At 65.3% G+C, this 13436-nt stretch carries 12 protein-coding genes; 2 read left to right on the top strand and 10 right to left on the bottom strand.

Annotated features, from left to right (window positions below; genetic code table 11):
- Positions 1 to 7 precede the first annotated feature (7 nt).
- The 3 genes from BCV67_RS12305 to BCV67_RS12295 are packed head-to-tail and all read right to left on the bottom strand — an operon-like array spanning position 8 to position 3875.
- Positions 8 to 1285: a YaiO family outer membrane beta-barrel protein gene (locus BCV67_RS12305; protein WP_065868113.1), complete on the bottom strand. Its 1278-nt coding sequence runs from the start codon at positions 1283 to 1285 to the stop codon at positions 8 to 10.
- 17 nt (positions 1286 to 1302) lie between these two features.
- Entirely contained in the window at positions 1303 to 2817 is a 1515-nt protein-coding gene (locus tag BCV67_RS12300) for a glycosyltransferase family 2 protein (RefSeq protein WP_082746627.1), read from the bottom strand.
- The gene (locus BCV67_RS12295; protein WP_062169609.1) at positions 2814 to 3875 is read right to left on the bottom strand and encodes a HEAT repeat domain-containing protein; all 1062 of its coding nucleotides are present in this window, start codon (positions 3873 to 3875) and stop codon (positions 2814 to 2816) included. Before BCV67_RS12295 ends, BCV67_RS12300 begins: the two co-directional genes overlap by 4 nt.
- Positions 3876 to 4148: 273 nt before the next feature.
- Between BCV67_RS12295 and BCV67_RS12290 the strand changes: the two genes are divergently transcribed.
- Positions 4149 to 4706, top strand: a complete 558-nt coding sequence (locus tag BCV67_RS12290; RefSeq protein ID WP_062169612.1) for a DUF2059 domain-containing protein — start codon at positions 4149 to 4151, stop codon at positions 4704 to 4706.
- Positions 4707 to 4941: 235 nt separating this feature from the next.
- Here BCV67_RS12290 and BCV67_RS12285 read toward each other — a convergent pair whose 3' ends face one another.
- From BCV67_RS12285 to BCV67_RS12275, 3 genes are read right to left on the bottom strand one after another with little or no spacing between them, the layout of a single operon-like run.
- Positions 4942 to 5691 carry a pseudouridine synthase gene (locus tag BCV67_RS12285; RefSeq protein ID WP_062169614.1) on the bottom strand — a complete coding sequence of 250 codons (750 nt, stop codon included), beginning with the start codon at positions 5689 to 5691 and terminating at the stop codon, positions 4942 to 4944.
- Entirely contained in the window at positions 5688 to 7355 is a 1668-nt protein-coding gene (ubiB, locus tag BCV67_RS12280; protein ID WP_062169616.1) for a ubiquinone biosynthesis regulatory protein kinase UbiB, read from the bottom strand. Before ubiB ends, BCV67_RS12285 begins: the two co-directional genes overlap by 4 nt.
- The gene (locus BCV67_RS12275; protein ID WP_062171813.1) at positions 7352 to 8002 is read right to left on the bottom strand and encodes a ubiquinone biosynthesis accessory factor UbiJ; all 651 of its coding nucleotides are present in this window, start codon (positions 8000 to 8002) and stop codon (positions 7352 to 7354) included. The genes ubiB and BCV67_RS12275 overlap by 4 nt, the downstream gene beginning before the upstream one ends.
- A 361-nt stretch (positions 8003 to 8363) precedes the next feature.
- Between BCV67_RS12275 and ddlA the strand changes: the two genes are divergently transcribed.
- The gene (ddlA, locus tag BCV67_RS12270) at positions 8364 to 9467 is read left to right on the top strand and encodes a D-alanine--D-alanine ligase (protein ID WP_062169618.1); all 1104 of its coding nucleotides are present in this window, start codon (positions 8364 to 8366) and stop codon (positions 9465 to 9467) included.
- A gap of 82 nt (positions 9468 to 9549) precedes the next feature.
- On the opposite strand, the gene BCV67_RS12265 is transcribed toward ddlA, so the two are convergent.
- The 4 genes from BCV67_RS12265 to oleC form a co-directional block, all read right to left on the bottom strand.
- On the bottom strand, positions 9550 to 9705 hold the full coding sequence (locus BCV67_RS12265; protein WP_065868112.1) for a DUF1328 domain-containing protein: 156 nt from the start codon (positions 9703 to 9705) through the stop codon (positions 9550 to 9552).
- A gap of 102 nt (positions 9706 to 9807) precedes the next feature.
- On the bottom strand, positions 9808 to 10794 hold the full coding sequence (gene oleD / locus BCV67_RS12260) for a 2-alkyl-3-oxoalkanoate reductase (protein WP_062169620.1): 987 nt from the start codon (positions 10792 to 10794) through the stop codon (positions 9808 to 9810).
- Between the two features lie 283 nt (positions 10795 to 11077).
- Positions 11078 to 11464 (bottom strand): endonuclease domain-containing protein, encoded by a 387-nt coding sequence (locus BCV67_RS12255; RefSeq protein WP_062169622.1) that lies wholly within the window; start codon positions 11462 to 11464, stop codon positions 11078 to 11080.
- Positions 11465 to 11723: 259 nt separating this feature from the next.
- A complete protein-coding gene (gene oleC, locus BCV67_RS12250) occupies positions 11724 to 13367 on the bottom strand; it encodes an olefin beta-lactone synthetase (RefSeq protein WP_062169624.1) in 1644 nt (547 codons plus the stop codon).
- Between the last annotated feature and the right edge of the window lie 69 nt (positions 13368 to 13436).

The following is a 13436-nucleotide window of genomic DNA, read 5'->3' as shown; positions in this document are numbered from 1 at the left end:
TGCTCCGTTACCAGCGCGTATAGATGGAGCCGGACAGGCGCTGTTCGTCAAACCCGGCGTTGTCGTCGGCATAACCGGCGCCCAGTTTGAAGCCCCAGTTCGGCGTGACCTGGTGCCGCCACGCCACGCCGATGGCTGCGTTGCTGTCACGCACTACGGTGCCGAAGCGATCCAGATCGGTGCTGCGGCCACTGCTGACGCTGACTTCCAGATAGTTGTCGGCATCGCCCTTGTAATAGTTGCGCAGCAGCAGGCGATGGCTCCAGCTGCCCGAGCCGACGCCGGGCACGTGCTGCAGCTTGTAGCGGCCGTACCAGTTACCCACGTAGCGGCCCACGCCCACGCCATAGAACTCGGTGTTGTCGGAGAAACGCAGATGATCGACGCTGGCCGACAGTTCCCAGCCGCTGCCCACGCCCTGGAACACTTCCGCACGCCAGCTCTGCCGTGGCAGCACGCCACTGGACGGGCCACGCTGGTAACGCAGGTTTGCGTAGGCGCGTGACCACAGCGGCACGTAGCCATCCAGCGCCCAAGCAGTGTCGGAGGTGTTGAAGTGATCGGCGCGCAGCAGTTCCAGCCCCAGCGAACCACGGCGGAAATAGCGACGCAAGCTCAGGTCGTTGTCGTTCCAGCTCTCCCGCCCCCCGCTGAAGCGGGTGTGATCCCAGCCCACGCTGGCGCCCCAGCGGTAGCCATCGGCGGCCACCGCATCGGGGTTGGCCATGCGCGGCAGCAGGCTGGTGCGTAGTTCGGCGATTTCCTTGGGATCAGCCCCCAACGTGGCGGCGGTATCGAAGTCGGCGCGTGCCGCGGCGATCTGCCCGAGCGAGCGCAGCGCACGGCCACGCGCGATGTGCGCCGCCGGATCCTGCGGCGCCAGTTCCACCCAGCGCGTATAGGCATCGGCGGCCTGCTGCGGACGGTCGCTCCAGCGGTACATGTCACCCAGCGCCGACCAGGCATCGGCATAGGTCGGGCTGTTGGTCACCACCTGCTGCAGATCGGCCTCGGCGGCGGCGTATTGGCCGTCCCAGGCATAGGTACGGCCGCGTGCCAGCAGCACGTCGCCGTTGCCCGGATGCTCGGCCAGCAACGCGCTGTAGCGGGCAATGGTGGCCGCGCGGTTGTTCGCGTCGGACTGCTCGCGGATCTGGGTCAGCTGCACGCTCAAGGCATCGGGTGCCTCCTGCGCGCTGGCCAGCAACGGCAAGGCAGCAAGCGCCAGCATCAGGCAATGCGACAGCACGTGACGGGGAGCGCGCGCGGAGCGGTAATGGGTCATGGAACGGTTCCTGGAAATCATTGTTGGGTGCTCGATTCACTGACCGCCACCGGCGATGCCGCCGGCGCGTCTTCCTTGTGGGTTTGCTGCCAGGAGCCATCACGGCTGATGCGCCCCCAGGTATGCCGCTTGCGCCGCGTGAACATCCAGCTGAGCGTGCCGGAGAAACGCCAGATGGAATTCAGCTGGCGGTAGCCGAAGTTCTCCAGGATCGCCACCAGGAACAGGCGCAACTGCTGGCTTGGCCGCGAATACAGGCCGAAGGACAGTTCTTCCAGCAGCATGGCGTTGACCGAGAGCAGGATGCCCATGCCCACCGCTGCCGCCAGGAAGATCAGGAACACATCCAGCTGCACCAGCCCGCACAGTGCCAGCACGATCATCGAGACGTAGCCCACCACCTCGATCACCGGCCCGAGAAACTCGAAGAACAGCATGAACGGGAAAGCGACCCAGCCGGCCGCACCGCCGCGCCGGTTGAACAGCATGCCGATATTGGTCCACAGGCTTTCGGCCAGGCCACGTTGCCAGCGCATGCGCTGGTTGCGCAGCGATGAAAGATCGGTGGGCGCCTCGGTCCAGCACACCGGGTCGGGCACGAACACGATGCGGTAGTCGCGCTGCTCCTCGCGCAGGTTGCGGTGCAGGCGGATCACCAGGTCCATGTCCTCGCCGACGGTATCGGTGCGGTAGCCGCCGATGGCGATCACCCGTTCCTTATAGAACACACCGAACGCGCCGGAGATGATCAGCAGTGCGTTCATCGGCGACCAGCCCATGCGCCCGAACAGGAACGCGCGCAGGTATTCGACCAGCTGGAAACTGGGCAGCCAGCGCTTGGGCAGACCGATCTTGTCGAGCATGCCATCGCGCACGGTGCAGCCGTTGAGCACGCGGACGACGCCGCCGCTGGCGACCACCCTGCTGTCTTCCAGGAACGGCCGCACCACCCGCGACAGGCTTTCCGGCTGCAGGATGCTGTCGGCGTCCACCACGCAGAACAACGGGTAGCGCACGCAATTGATGCCGGCATTGATCGCATCGGCCTTGCCGCCATTGCTCTTGTCGACCATCCGCACCCTTGGATGCGTGGCCGAAGCGTAGACGCCATGCACCGGCTCGGTCGGCAGCCGGGTACGGTAGGCCTCGGGCACGCGCACCAGCCCGAATGCCGCGATCAGCGCATCGCGGGTAAGGTCGCTGGAGCCGTCATTGACCACCACGATCTCGAACTCGGGATAGCTGGTCTTGAGCAGCGAGCGCACCGAGGACACCACCGAGGTGGCCTCGTTGTAGGCGGGCAGCACGATGCTGACCGGCGGCTGGTACTCGCGCAGCCCCGCCGGCAGGTAATTGGCCCGGTACTCGCGCATGTAGCGCACGATCTGGTAGGCCGAGATGTAGTTCAGGATCAGGTAGGCCAGGTTGATCGCGACGAAATAGATCATGAAGAACCATTGCATCGAATCGGCGATGCGCAGCCACGGTATCTGCTGCACATAGCCCACCAGCATCAGCCAGTAAGCGTTCATACCGAACTCTTCAGTGCGTGTTCGGACAACACTTGTTCGATGATGTCGCGCCCATAGGCATCGGTATGCCGCAACTGGATTTCGCGCAGCGCATCGGCGCCCATCCCGGGCAGCACCAGCAGGGCCTGGGCGGTGCGGTAGCGCACCCACCACACGCTGTCGGACAACAGCATTTCCAGGCGCCCGCGGTCGGCCGCCGTGCCGATGCGTCCCAATGCGGCGGCGGCATGCATGCGCACATGCCAGCGCGAGGCGGCGAGGAATCCGATCACCCGCTCACGGTCCTGGGCATCGGTGATCAACTGCAGGCAGACCGAGATGATGTGGTCGTCCACATGCCCGTCGAGCAGCTGCCTGACCACCACCGCCGCTCGCTGCGGATCGATGTCGGCCAGGAACCGCACCAGCTTGACAGTGGAGTCGGCATTGGCGCGCAACAGGGCATTGCTGATCTCGCGGGCGGCACTGCCATCGACGTTCTCGGCCAGAATGCGCGCCACGCTGCCCGGCACCCAGTCCTCGCGTTCGGCGATCATCGGCACGAATGCGGACATCGCGCGCGGTGGGTCCACCTGTGCCAACGCCCGCGCCGCACACAGCGAGACAATAGGGCTGCGGTCGTCGAGGAACGGCGCCAGCTGGTCGTACAGGTGACGGTCGCGCAGGTGGCCCAGCGCGATGATGGTCATGGCGCGATCGTGGTAGCTGCCACGCAGCATGCGCTGCGACGCCTCTGCCAGGCCAACCCGGTGACCGAGCGCGGCCAATCGTCGCACCGAGGCTTCGGGCAGCGTTTCACACAGGGCGTTCCAGGCTTCGATGAAGCCGATGACCTCGTCACGCTGCAGGCGCTTGACCGGCACGGTTTCACCGGCAAGTTCGCGTTGTAGTACGTCGGTCCAATAGTGCCGGGCCTGCGCGTCACGCTGATCCCGGCGTTGCGCGCGTGCGCGCAGGAACACAATGATCGCCAACAGGACACTCGCCAGCAGCAGCGTGAATATCGCCACCCCGCTGGCTACCACCAGTACTGTCGGTCCCTCGGTCAGACTGTCCATCGCAGCTTCCTGATTGTTGCGGGCACGCGGGTTGCGAATCCACGTGCTCCCCCCTGGAGTGCAGCTTCGGGGCAGAGCATAGATAAAAACGTGACCCGCGTCTCTATTTTTCGCAGTTTATGTAATGCGTGCGTCATTCATTTATGCTAATGAACGAGCGTAAGAGGGCGATTACCCATAACAATCAATACGTTATGGAATACGCTTGGAACGTCTGAACACCGGGCTGGAAGCTCCGAACAACCGTCAAGCGTGGCTGGCAGCACGCCGGTTATGCTCAAGCCCTGCCCATCGCAAGGACGACCCATGCAGCGCTACCCCTCCCTCCGTACCCGTTTTGCCCCTGTACTGGTGGCCGCCGGCCTGCTGCTGGGCGGCATCGCGCCCGCCTGGGCCACGCCCGCCACCGATGCCGACGTCAACCGGCTGCTGGCGGCCTCGCGCGCGCAGAACATGCTCGACGCGATGCTGCCGCAGATGGAAGCCATGCAGGCCCAGCAGTTCGCCCAGATCGCCGAGCGGCAGTCGCTGACGCCGGAGCAGAAGGCGGGGCTGCAGCGCATCCAGCAGCGCACTTCGCAGACATTGCGGCAGGCCTTGGCCTGGTCGCAGATGCGTCCGATGTATGTGGACCTGTACAAGCAATCGTTCTCGAAGGAAGACGTGCTGGCGATGGCCGAGTTCTATGAAAGCCCGGCAGGCCAGAGCCTGCTCGACAAGACCCCGACGCTGATGCAGAACCTGATGGTCGCCATCCAGCAGAAGATGACGCCGCTGATGGCGGACCTGCAGAAGGATCTGGAAAAGATCAGCAGCGAAAGCGCCAAGTAAGGCAGCGCAAACATGTAGTGCCGAGCCATGCTCGGCAGGGGCGTTACCGCGGAACCGTCAGTGAGGCTGTAGGAGCGGCGTAAGCCGCGAAGCCGGCATTGTTGGAATTAGCGGCATGCCTGCAATCTGAAAGTCTGCGAGCTTCGCGGCTTACGCCGCTCCTACAAAAGGCCGATGGATTATCGGTGATGCCCATTGCCGAGCATGGCTCGGCACTACATTGGCGGTGCGGGCACTACGGCTGGTCTGGCAGCTTCCAGCCGAACAGGTCCATTGCCTTCTGGAACTCGCGGTCCAGCGGGGCGCGTACGTCGATGCGGCGGCCGTCCTGCGGATGCGGGAAGGCCAGGCGCTCGGCGTGCAGCAGCATGCGGTGCACGCCCTGCATGCGGAAGCTGCGGTTGTGGCGGCCATCGCCGTGGCTGGTGTCGCCGATCATGTGGTGGAACATGTGCTTGAGGTGCCGGCGGATCTGGCGGAAACGGCCGGTCTGCGGCTGGCAGCGCAGCAACGCATAACGCGAGGTAGGAAAGCCCGCCGACGGAATCGGCAGCTCACCTTCCAGCAGTTTCTGGAAGTGGGTGATGGCCTGCTTCTTGACCGGCTTGCCAGGGCCGCCATCCAGATCGTGGTCAACGGTGAAGGCGTCTTCGGCCGGCCAGCCACGGCAGACAGCCAGGTAATGCTTTTCCACCTCGCCGCCCATCAGGGTCTTGCCCAGCGTGCTGGCGCTTTCGCGATCAAAGGCCAGCAGCAGGCAGCCGCTGGTGGCGCGGTCCAGGCGGTGCACCAGGAAGATCGGCTTGCCCAACTGCTCGCGCAGGCGGTCGGCCAGGAAATCATCCTCGCCGCGCGCCAGTTTGCTGTCGTGGACCATCAAACCGGCGGGCTTGTTGACCACCGCCAACCACTGGTCTTCGTACAACAGCGGCAGCGGTTCAAACACCACCGGCGCCGCTGCCACTTCTTCAATCACATCACTCATCGACGCAACCACGCCGACGCCACCGCAACCGCACCGACCACGCCGGTCACCCACGACCAAACGGGGATCGACGCGAACTGCGGGCCAGCGGCCTGCAGGCCGTACAACAACGCCGACACCACCATCAAACCGGCACCGGCCACGGCGGTGACCACGCGGCGCTGCATGCGCTTGAGCGTGTCGTCGAGGTTGACGATGTCCTGCGAACGCATCGCCAGCTCATGTTTGCCTTCCACCTGCTGGCGCAGCCAGCTGTGCAGCAGCGCCGGCATGTCCGGCGCCTGGGTCATGATTTCCGGCAGGCGCTTACGCAGTTCCTTCAGCGCGCGGCGCGGGCTGTAGCGTTCGCGCAGGATGCGCTCCAGCACCGGCTTGGCCACTTCCCAGATGTCCAGGTTCGGATCGAGCTGGCGGCCCACGCCTTCGATGTTGAGCAGCGTCTTCTGCAACAGGATCAACTGCGGCTGCAGGGTCAGCTGGTAACGCTGGGCGGTGCGGAACAGCTTCATCAGCACTTCGGCCAACGAAATCTGCGACAGCGGGCGGGTGAAATACGGCTCGCAGACCGCACGCACGGCCGCTTCCAGCTCGTCGATGCGCACCGTGTTCGGCATCCACTGCGCCTGCAGGTGCAGCTCGGCGATGCGGCGGTAATCGCGGTTGAAGATGGCCATGAAGTTTTCGGCCAGATAGAACTGATCCTCTTCCGACAGCTGGCCCATGATGCCGAAGTCCAGCGCGATGAAACGCGGGTTGTCGCGGCGCGCCGGATCGATGTCGACCCAGATGTTGCCGGCATGCGCATCGGCGTGGAAGAAGTTGTCGCGGAACACCTGCGTGTAGAACACGCGCACGCCCTTGGCCGCCAGCGCCTTGCGGTTGATGCCGGCCTTGTCCAGGGCGACGATATCGTCGGACGGAATGCCCCAGACCCGCTCCAATGTGAGCGCGCGTTCGGCGGTATGGCTCCAGATCACTTCCGGCACGTACAGATCGTCGGAGTTTTCCCAGAAGCGGCGCAGCACGCTGGCATTGGCGCCTTCGCGCTGCAGGTCCAGCTCGGCGGCCAGGGTGGTTTCGATCTCGGCCACCACTTCGCGCGGGCGGATCTTGTCCGCGCGCGGATGGGTGCGTTCGACCAGCGCCGCCAATGACTTGAGCAGGGCGATATCCCCGGCAATCTGCTTTTCGATATCCGGGCGCAACACCTTGACCACCACCTGGCGGCCGCCGTCCAGCGTGGCCGCATGCACCTGCGCGATCGAGGCCGAGGCCAGCGGCGTGGTGTCGAAGCTGGTGAAGGCCTCGGTGATCGGCAGGCCCAACGCCTGCTCGACGATCTGCAGCGCGCGTTCGCCATCGAAGGGCTTGACCCGGTCCTGCAGCAGGGTCAGCTCGGCGGCGACATCCGGCGGCACCAGGTCGCGGCGCGTGGACAGGATCTGCCCGAACTTGACGAAGATCGGGCCCAGTTCCTGCAGCGCCAGACGCAGACGTGCGCCGCGCGACTGCGAGGCGATATCGGCACTGGCACGCGGCACGAACGGCTTGGCGATGCCCAGCCAACGCTCGACCGGGGTGCCATCAAGCAGGTCATCCAGCCGATAACGCAGGATCACCCGGCCGATGCGGCTGGCGCGGAACATGGCGCGGGTAGCCTTCATGCGGCACCTCCCAGACGCTGACGCAGGCGGGCCAGGCGCGCAGCCATGCGCTCGACGTCGTCGCGGATCACGTCCACATCGTCATGGAAGGCGTCCAGCTCGGCACGGGCAACAACATCACGCGACTCCTCGGTAACGTATTCGGCGGCGGTCTCGGCCAGATCCTTGGCACTGCGACGCGCCTGCAACAAGGCCGCGCGCAAAGTCTGTGCGATCTGCACGCCGAGGATTTCACCAAAGGCTTTGACAAACGGCTGCTGCCAATCCGGATCAAAACGGGTAGCCAACTGCTGCAGGCGGCGCGCCAGTTCGGCATCGCCGGATACCTTGACCCGGCCCGCCGGCGCACTGTTGCCGCGGCGCGCATTGGCAAGGAACGGCAGCTGCGCCAGCACCCCGCCCAGGGTGCTGCGCACCGCCAGGTCCGGTTCCAGCGAAGGGTCCACCGGACCGACCGTCAACCGTTCACCAGCGACGCCTATCTGCATCGCCAGCGATGGCGACTCCAGGGTCAGGGCGATGCGCTGGCCATCGAGTGCGGCCAAGGCGGTACGGGTGTCCGGGTCCAGCGCCAGGGCGCGGTTCAAGGCCACTTCCAGCGCACGGCCGGCCAGCGGCTTGATCATCTTGAGGGGGGATGCAGGCATGCCCGGCATTCTACCGGAGGGCCGGGATTGGGAGCCTGACAGGCACGATGTTTAAGCGTACCCGCCACCGCAGCCGAGGTAAGCGCAACGTGCCGGGGCGCAAGGATATGCCGGTGTTTCAGGCCATCCGCTATCCGCACCGGATGCACGCGGCTTACCCGGGCCACGTCCGTGCCACAGGATTTGTTCATGTAGACGCGCACGTTTGCCGGACAGCAACGCCCTGCACGGGGCTGCGCGCTGCGGCTGTCGCCGGCTGCTGACGCGGTGGCTTGACCCGCCCGATCCACGATTCCCCATTACCGTCTTTGAGTTCATGCTATGCGTACCCCTTCAACATAGCGGCAGGAGCACACAGGCAATGGGCAAGACCCGGGTTGGCATCATTTTCGGCGGTCGTTCGGCCGAGCACGAGGTCTCGCTGCAGTCGGCGAAGAACATCCTCGATGCATTGGACAAGGAGCGTTTCGACGTCAGCCTTATCGGCGTGGACAAGCAGGGCCTGTGGCACCTGTGCGATCCCGCCGGTTTCCTGCTCAATGCCGATGACCCCAAGCGCATCGCGCTGGACACCTCCGGCCCGGTGCTGTCGGTGCTGCCCGGCGCCGAACGTGGCCAGTTGCTGGCCGCCGACGGCCGCGCCGTACCGCAGCTGGACGTGGTGTTCCCGATCGTGCACGGCACGCTGGGCGAAGACGGCACCCTGCAAGGCCTGCTGCGCACGCTGAACCTGCCCTTCGCCGGCCCCGGTGTGCTCGGCGCGGCGGCGGCGATGGACAAGGACATGGCCAAGCGTCTGCTGCGTGACGCCGGCCTGTCGGTGGCACCGTTCGCCTGCTTCAACCACGTCACCGCTGCGGGCGCCGATTACGACGCACTGGTGGCAAGCCTGGGCCTGCCGCTGTTCGTCAAGCCGGCCAACCAAGGTTCCTCGGTGGGCGTGAGCAAGGTGCGCAATGCCGAGGAATTCGCCACCGCAATGGCGCTGGCGCTGTCGTTCGACCACAAGGTGCTGGTGGAATCGGCCATCGCCGGCCGCGAGATCGAATGCGCGGTGCTGGGCAATGACCTGCCCGAGGCCAGCGTATGCGGTGAAGTGGTGGTGCATGACGACTTCTACGCCTACGACACCAAATACATCAGCGCCAGCGGCGCCGAGACGGTGATCCCGGCCGATATCCCGGCCGAGGCGCAGCAACGCATCCGCGACATCGCCGTGCGCGCCTACCAGGCGCTGGACTGCATCGGCATGGCGCGGGTGGACGTGTTCCTCACCGAGGCAGGCGAGGTTGTCATCAACGAACTGAACACCCTGCCCGGCTTCACCAAGATCAGCATGTACCCCAAGCTGTGGGGCGCCAGCGGCCTGGGTTATACCGCGCTGATTACCCGTCTGATCGAACTGGCGCTGGAGCGCCACGCCGCCGACAAGGGCCTGCGCAGCTCGATCAGCGCGTCGGCCTGATCCAGCCCGGAAGCGTCCCAAACGAAACGGCCCGCATCCTCGATGAGGATGCGGGCCGTTTCACGTCAGGCCTGGCGAATGACTAGCCTTTCTTGCGGAACAGCGAGATCACCGCAAGGATCAGGAATACAACGAACAGGATCCACGCAATATTGCTGGCCGCACCGGCAATGCCACTGAAGCCGAGTACGGCAGCAATGATGGCGATGACGAAGAAAACAACGGCGTAATGCAGCATGTGGCTGGTCCTCGGTTGGAAACTGGAGTCCATACTCAACAATCGCCGGTAGTCAGGCAGTGATGGGTGTGTGAGCGCCACATGACGATCACCCCCTGACATTCAGCTTGCCGCCGCCAACCTGCGCAGGCCTTCTTCGATCGATACCTTGGGCACATAGCCGAAATCACGCCGTGCCGGCTCCATCGAATACCAATGCGGCGTGCACAACTGCTCGGCGAGGAAGCGGGTCATCGGCGGTTCGCCGGACAGGCGCAGCAAGGGCCACAGTTTTTCGCAGACCGAGCCGATGCGGTAGGCGGTCTTGAACGAGATCGACTTCTCCACCGCCGGCGCGCCAACGGCGGTAAGCAGCCGGTTGAGCAGCTCGCGCATCGGCAGCGGTTCGCCGTTGGAAATGAAGTAGGCCTTGCCGGCACAGGCCGCGCCCACCACCAGGTGATCGAAGGCATCGAAGTGCGCCTGCGCGGCGTTGTCGATGAAGGTGGTGTCCACCTTGTTGCTGCCATCACCGACAAAGCGCAGCCGGCCGGCACGGGCGCGCTCGGCCAACCGCGGCACCAGCTGGTTGTCGCCCGGGCCCCAGATCAGGCGCGGGCGCAAGGCGATGGTTGCCAGATCGGCGCCGTTGGCGGCCAGCACTTCCTGCTCGGCGATGGTCTTGGTGGCCGCGTACGGCGCCTGGAAATCCTCGCCGTAAGGCACCTCATCCGCGCCCAGGCCTTCGACCGGATGAGTGGCACGATGGGTGACGCTGGGCGTGGAGGTATAGACCAGCCGCCCGATGCCGTGCGCCTTGCAGGCCGCCAGCACGTTGCGGGTGCCGACCACATTGGCCTGGAAGTAGCTGTCATAGCTGCCCCAGGCGCCGGCCTTGGCGGCATTGTGGAAGATGGCATCCACGCCTGCCGCAGCGTGATGCACGGCATTGGCGTCGGCCAGGTCGCCGCGGATCTGCCCCACCCCGATTTCCTGCAGGGCCGGGTAATGGCCACGATTGAAGCTCAGCACCTGATGGCCGCGTTCGACCAAGCCACGGCACAAGGCCTGACCGAGAAAACCACCACCGCCGGTAACCAGAATCTTCATTGTTTGATCGCTCTGCTGCAGGGCCGCCGCCGCGCAACCCGCGCAACGGAAGCAGATGAAGGCGGCGCACAATCCCCGTGCAGCCCAAGCGCCCAGTATCGCAGCACTGGCTGGTGAGGTGGTTTGCCTGCGGTGGCTGGGCGGGGCCTTACCCCTCCCCAGCCCTCCCCTTCGCTATGCGAAAGGGAGGGAGCAGAAGCACCCCTCCCCGGCCCTCCCCTTGCCTGCGGCAAAGGGAGGGGGCTACAGCTGCAGCTCCATGCAGCTGCGAGGGGGCCAGGCTTTAGCCCTCCCTTTCGCGCAGCGAAGGGGAGGGTTGGGAGGGGTGCTCCTGGCCGTGCGCCAGAGCCCGCAGAATGTCCTCCAATACCGCCGGCATCCGCAGCAGAACCTCATCATTCCAATAGCGCAGCACCCGAAACCCCAAGCGCTGCAGCACCTCGCTGCGCTGCTGATCATATGCACGCTGTTCAAGATGTTGCCCACCATCCAGCTCGACGATCAGCCTCGCTTCAAGGCAGACGAAGTCGGCGATGTATCCGCCCAAGGGCATCTGTCTACGGAAGCGAAAGCCCGCCAACTGGCGGCGCCGCAGCTGCTGCCACAGGCGGTCTTCGGCATCGGTAGGCGTGTTGCGCAGTGGCCTGGCACGCTTGCGCAGCTTGCCCATTGCGGCTCTCCGTGTTTGCTGCGGAAAGCCTGCGATTGCTGTTGATGGAAGCCAGTCAGGGAATGGCTGGATTGGGCTGTCCTTCGGCTCAAACAGCACTGCGCTTTACCCCTCCCCAACCCTCCCCGCCGCCTTCGGCGCAAGGGAGGGGGCAACAGCTGCAGCACTGCGAGACCTTCAGACAGCAGGGCTTGAGCCCTCCCTTTCGCGTAGCGAAGGGGAGGGTTGGGAGGGGTGCTTCTGCTTCAAGCCTTCGTCTTCAACCCAACTGCGCCTGCGCCCACACCGCCAACTTCTCTCGCCCGATCTTGGCGTTATGGCGAATATCGACGGGGAACTCCGGATGTCGCAGAAACGTGCCAATCCCCGCCAACGTGGGCCGCGAGGCACCCAACAACCGCAACTGCGACTCCACGGCTGTGGCGTCGGCACCGGGCAGCAGCTCGTAACACAGCACCGGCCGCTGCTGTCCAAGGGCACCAACACCCACCAAAGCAGTTCGCCGCACACCCGCCACGGTGTTGAACACCGGCTCCACCTGCTCGGTGTACAGCGGCCCGGCGGCCGTCTCGACGCGATGGGTCTTGCGCCCACAGAACCACAGCCGTCCTTGCTCGTCGAACCACCCCACATCGCCCATGCGATGCACGATGCGCTCGCTGCCATCGGCCAGTACTTCGCGGATCTTGGCAGCAGCCGTTGCATGCGGTCGGTTGAAATAGCTGTCGGTGGTGGTCGGGCCGACCACGGTGATCTCGCCCACCTCACCAGCCGGCAACTCACGCACGCCATTCCACTCAGCAATCGGCGCATCGGTGATGGCGATGATGCGTACTTCGTTCGGCGTCACCACGCGGCCAACGCAGGTCCCGGCACCGGCCTCGGTCGCCTCGCGCGTATCGACCAGCTCGCGGCCTTCAATCACCGCCACCGGCAGACATTCGGTTGCGCCGTACGGGGTCCAGAACTGGCCCTCGGCCGGCATCAGCGAACGGATCTTGGAAACGATCTGCGGCGGCACCGGCGCGCCGGCCGAGGTGGCGCGGGTCACCGTCGGCAGTGGCTGACCATGCTCGGCCAGCACCCGCATCAGCGCCGGTGAACCAAACAGCTGGGTCACCCCGAAACGGGCGATGGCATCGTGCAGCTTGCGCGGATCAGCACTGCCGGGCCGGGTCGGGTCCATGTCCGGGATCACCGAAGTCAGCCCCAGCGCCGGGTCGAACAAGGCGAATGGCGGGAAGGTTGGCAGGTCGATGCCGCCGGGCTGCATGCCGAAGGCGTTGCGCAGCAGTTCGACCTGACCGACGAAATGGCGGTGGCGATAGACCACGCCCTTGGGCACCCCAGTGGAGCCGCTGGTGAACAGGATCGCAGCCGTGTCATCCGGGGCGGTTTCAGCCAGCTGGCTACCCGCACCTGCGCCATCGGCCTCGACCTTCGCCAAGGTAATGCCACCCCAGCCCCAGCGCCGGCCCACGGTGACCTTGACCCTGGCCGACTTGGCCCAGCCCAGCAGCACCCGCGCGAACTGCGCCAACGGGATGCCGATGAAGGCCTGCGGCTGCGCCTCGTCCAGGCATTGCTTCAGCGCGCGCTTATCAATGCCCGGGTCCACCAGCACCGGCACCGCGCCGATCTTGAACAGCGCGAACATAAGCAGGAAGAACTCCGGGCCGGGCCGCACCATCACCACCGCACGCACGCCACGGCGGATGCCATTGGCCGCCAGACCGGCGGCAATGGCGTCGCTGCGGGCGTCCAGCGTGCGGTAATCCAGGCTCACGTCGTAGGCGGCCATGCCATTGGCCGCCGGTTTGCCGGGGCAGCGGATGGCGATCTGGTCGGGCCGTTCACGCGCCAGCTCGGGCAAGCGCGCGGCGATATTGCAGGTTTCGTTCATCTTCCTATTGTCGCCAATGCAGAAAAATCTTGCGCGCCGGCCGTCAGCGTGGAAAATTTCCCACCTTCC

The organism is Stenotrophomonas nitritireducens, from assembly GCF_001700965.1.
Taxonomy (GTDB): Bacteria; Pseudomonadota; Gammaproteobacteria; order Xanthomonadales; family Xanthomonadaceae; genus Stenotrophomonas; species Stenotrophomonas nitritireducens_A.
This window is presented reverse-complemented; position numbering and strand designations above follow the sequence as displayed.

Bases quoted from the DNA above. Each gene is read 5' to 3' on its own strand.
- oleD (WP_062169620.1), bottom strand. From the start codon at position 10,794: ATGAAGATTCTGGTTACCGGCGGTGGTGGTTTTCTCGGTCAGGCCTTG.
- BCV67_RS12285 (WP_062169614.1), bottom strand. From the start codon at position 5,691: ATGAGTGATGTGATTGAAGAAGTGGCAGCGGCGCCGGTGGTGTTTGAA.
- BCV67_RS12300 (WP_082746627.1), bottom strand. From the start codon at position 2,817: ATGAACGCTTACTGGCTGATGCTGGTGGGCTATGTGCAGCAGATACCG.
- BCV67_RS12305 (WP_065868113.1), bottom strand. From the start codon at position 1,285: ATGACCCATTACCGCTCCGCGCGCGCTCCCCGTCACGTGCTGTCGCAT.
- oleC (WP_062169624.1), bottom strand. From the start codon at position 13,367: ATGAACGAAACCTGCAATATCGCCGCGCGCTTGCCCGAGCTGGCGCGT.
- BCV67_RS12275 (WP_062171813.1), bottom strand. From the start codon at position 8,002: ATGCCTGCATCCCCCCTCAAGATGATCAAGCCGCTGGCCGGCCGTGCG.
- BCV67_RS12295 (WP_062169609.1), bottom strand. From the start codon at position 3,875: ATGGACAGTCTGACCGAGGGACCGACAGTACTGGTGGTAGCCAGCGGG.
- ddlA (WP_062169618.1), top strand. From the start codon at position 8,364: ATGGGCAAGACCCGGGTTGGCATCATTTTCGGCGGTCGTTCGGCCGAG.
- BCV67_RS12290 (WP_062169612.1), top strand. From the start codon at position 4,149: ATGCTCAAGCCCTGCCCATCGCAAGGACGACCCATGCAGCGCTACCCC.
- BCV67_RS12265 (WP_065868112.1), bottom strand. From the start codon at position 9,705: ATGCTGCATTACGCCGTTGTTTTCTTCGTCATCGCCATCATTGCTGCC.
- BCV67_RS12255 (WP_062169622.1), bottom strand. From the start codon at position 11,464: ATGGGCAAGCTGCGCAAGCGTGCCAGGCCACTGCGCAACACGCCTACC.
- ubiB (WP_062169616.1), bottom strand. From the start codon at position 7,355: ATGAAGGCTACCCGCGCCATGTTCCGCGCCAGCCGCATCGGCCGGGTG.